The 2,978-nt window shown below is 43.5% G+C and carries 2 protein-coding genes; one reads left to right on the top strand and one right to left on the bottom strand.

Annotation, left to right across the window (positions count from 1 at the left end):
- Window positions 1–571: methyl-accepting chemotaxis protein (locus A3738_RS12415; protein WP_231876642.1), on the top strand; the 571-nt coding region annotated here is incomplete at its 5' end.
- Between the two features lie 781 nt (window positions 572–1,352).
- Here A3738_RS12415 and A3738_RS12420 read toward each other — a convergent pair.
- The gene (locus A3738_RS12420) at window positions 1,353–2,846 is read right to left on the bottom strand and encodes a methyl-accepting chemotaxis protein (protein WP_197473833.1); all 1,494 of its coding nucleotides are present in this window, start codon (window positions 2,844–2,846) and stop codon (window positions 1,353–1,355) included.
- Window positions 2,847–2,978 lie beyond the last annotated feature (132 nt).

Here is a 2,978-nt window from a genome sequence, read left to right on the forward strand (position 1 = left end):
AATATCGGAAACGGTGTTGGTCGTTCATAGTTTGGAAGAGGATTCTGCTAACGTTGGGCACGTGCTCAGTGTTATACGTGGCATCGCAGAGCAAACAAATCTCCTCGCTCTAAATGCAGCGATTGAAGCGGCGCGAGCCGGAGAGCAAGGAAGAGGGTTCGCGGTGGTTGCAGATGAAGTTCGATCACTTGCTCAGAAAACGCAGCAATCCACGACTGAAATTGAAGACATCATTGAAAGCGTTCAGACGGGGGCTAAGAATACTGCTGCGGTAATGAATGCTAGCTCTGAGGTGACTGCCAGTAGTGCTGACTTATTTAATAAGGCGAGTCGGCAACTCGATGTTATTAGCGACAGCATTTCGCGGATCAGCGGTTTGAATCTGCAAGTGGCCACGGCAGCTGAAGAGCAAACTAATGTGTCTGAGGATATCGCGAGAACCATTGTTGAAATGTCTGATCTCGTCGAAGCAAGTACGCAGTCGGCGAACCAAAGTTATGAGCTCTCTAAAGACTTAGATATGAAGGCGCAAAGCCTTGGGCGGGTATCTTCAGCTTTTAAACGAGTTTGATTTCAGTTTCTAACACTTTCTGAATTCTCAACTAAACTAGCCGAACTTTTTGGGCGTACAACAAACATCAAATATACCGGAGAATGCCATGCCACGTTTGGTTGAGTCGGAAGAGACTCTTAGAACAATAAAACAAAAAGCTTTGCGAAACTCGAAATCTCAAAATACCTATGGAAAACGAGCATCATTCAATGTAGGACCTATTGTTGTAAGTTTTGAGGAACGTTGCCAGATAGATCGACATCTGCAGACTCAAACAAAGCACTGAGCCTAATTGGTAGGCAACCTAGTATAATACGTAGCATCGGTTGTATAAGTGCAATATCTTCACACTATACCCATGATGCTGAAATGTATTTGGCCGCCAATGCTAGACTAAACATTCCTTCTTGTTTGACGCAAGTAAGCCCTTGCAATTGCATAGCTCTTCTTCGTTTTTTGGTTGACGGTCAAGGCTACAATGTACAGCTTTTGAGCAGCGTAAATTAACCAGGGTAAGATTTGCATTACTTAGCATTGGCGGTTTTTATCGACATGCCAGTACGGTAGTTTAAAGGTTTCGTCAGGACCTCAAGCTCAATGTGAGCGGTAACGCACACATTGACATTCAAGCGATCGATCACTCACCCAAAAACCATGGTTTTTTCTTGGACAAGCGCAGAATACAAGACAAGTAGCGACTACCTTTCATTTAGCGCGGCATATTGTCGAAACAGTCGCCATAAGAACTACCTAGCCGCGATATCATATTTGAATGGTTTAGTGATCTTCTCACGAAACTTTAAGTACTTTTAAACTTACTGTTTACTGCCTCTAACTGTTTTACATGGAGATCCAATTCTTCGATCATCGAATTGCTGTTTGATATTTGGTCATTGGTCTCGAAGGCCGACGTAACTATCTCGTTTAAGCTTCGACTGATGTCAGCAGTGACCGTACTTTGCTCATTGGCAGAGCTCGCAATAACTTGGTTCATGTCATTGATCTTGTTAATGGCTTGTTCCACTCGTTCGATTAATTCGAGACCTTGGTGTGTGTTTTCAACACAGGTTTTGACTAGAGATTGACTCGCTTCAATCGTACTAACAGCTTTGCCGCTTCCTTTCTGCAAACGTTCAATCATACGATCAATTTCTTCTGTCGATTTCTGCGTACGCATAGCTAGCGATCGGACCTCATCCGCAACTACTGCGAAACCTCGACCTTGCTCACCCGCTCGAGCCGCTTCAATAGCTGCATTGAGAGCAAGAAGATTTGTTTGTTCTGCAATACCACGAATCACATCAAGCAAAGACCCAATTTCAGTGGTTTCTTGATCGAGAGATAAAATGGTTTGCGAAGCTTCGGCAATTTGTTGGTTTAAGTTGAGGATGTTGGTTTCTGTCACTGAACTTGAGTCGCGACATAACTGCGAATTTTGATGTGCAAGAGATGCTGCATCAGCTGCTTGATTTGCGTTATGAGAGACTTCTCTTGCGGATGCTGTCAATTCTTCAACCGCGCTCGCAATCATATCTGTTTGTTGTTGCTGTGTCGAAGATAGTGACTGCAAATTCGTGCTTAGCGTTAGTAATTCGCTCGTTGTATTGTGTGCTTTTGTTGAGCTTTGTGCCACTTGATCTACTAGTTCACAGACCGTTTCGGTGTAGTGATCAAAATCTTGCAGGAGCTTGTTGCTACGACTGGTACGAATCGAAAGGTCAATTTTATCTTCCTTTACGATCGCGCGTGTTGTGGTGCTAAGTTCTATAGATGCGAGGAATTCTTTTTTAAGATCGATAGACATCCATACGATGACAGCGGACTCTATAACAACGTATGCTGCGTGGAGAAATATCACGCTAATGCCAAGTTCTGTGCTGGGTAATACCCAAACATTTACTCCGCCTGATTGCAGATAGAAAAAGCTAAGGTGGTGTGTGGCTATTGTTGCAGCCGCTGCGAGAACCGGGGCCCAGTCTCGATAGTAGAGCAGCAAGGCGATTAACACGAACACACTAAAGTGAAATTCCAGCATGCCGTGTGCTTGCTGAATATGTAGTGACGTCATAATCATAAACGCCGTGCCAATGAAAAGGCGAGTGACTAATGCTCCGGGCGCAAAGTGTCTGATAAGCAGTGCAGTACCAAAAGTACCACCGCCGATAAACATAGCTTCAACCCATGAGTTGTATAATGGAGCAATCGCAAACGAAATGGTAAATAATAAGCTCATGATAGCGAGCATTACTTTATCCGCTTTCATGTAGTGTTCACGCAGCAACGTCTCGTTCACCGAGCTTTCTTGTTTTGAATACATCATAACTTAGACTATCTGTTTACCTGTTTACCTGTTTATCTGTTTATCTGTTTATCTGTTTATTTGTTTATCTATTGAATTATTCCAAGGACAAAAACATCCATTACC

Source organism: Oleiphilus sp. HI0066 (assembly GCF_001635725.1).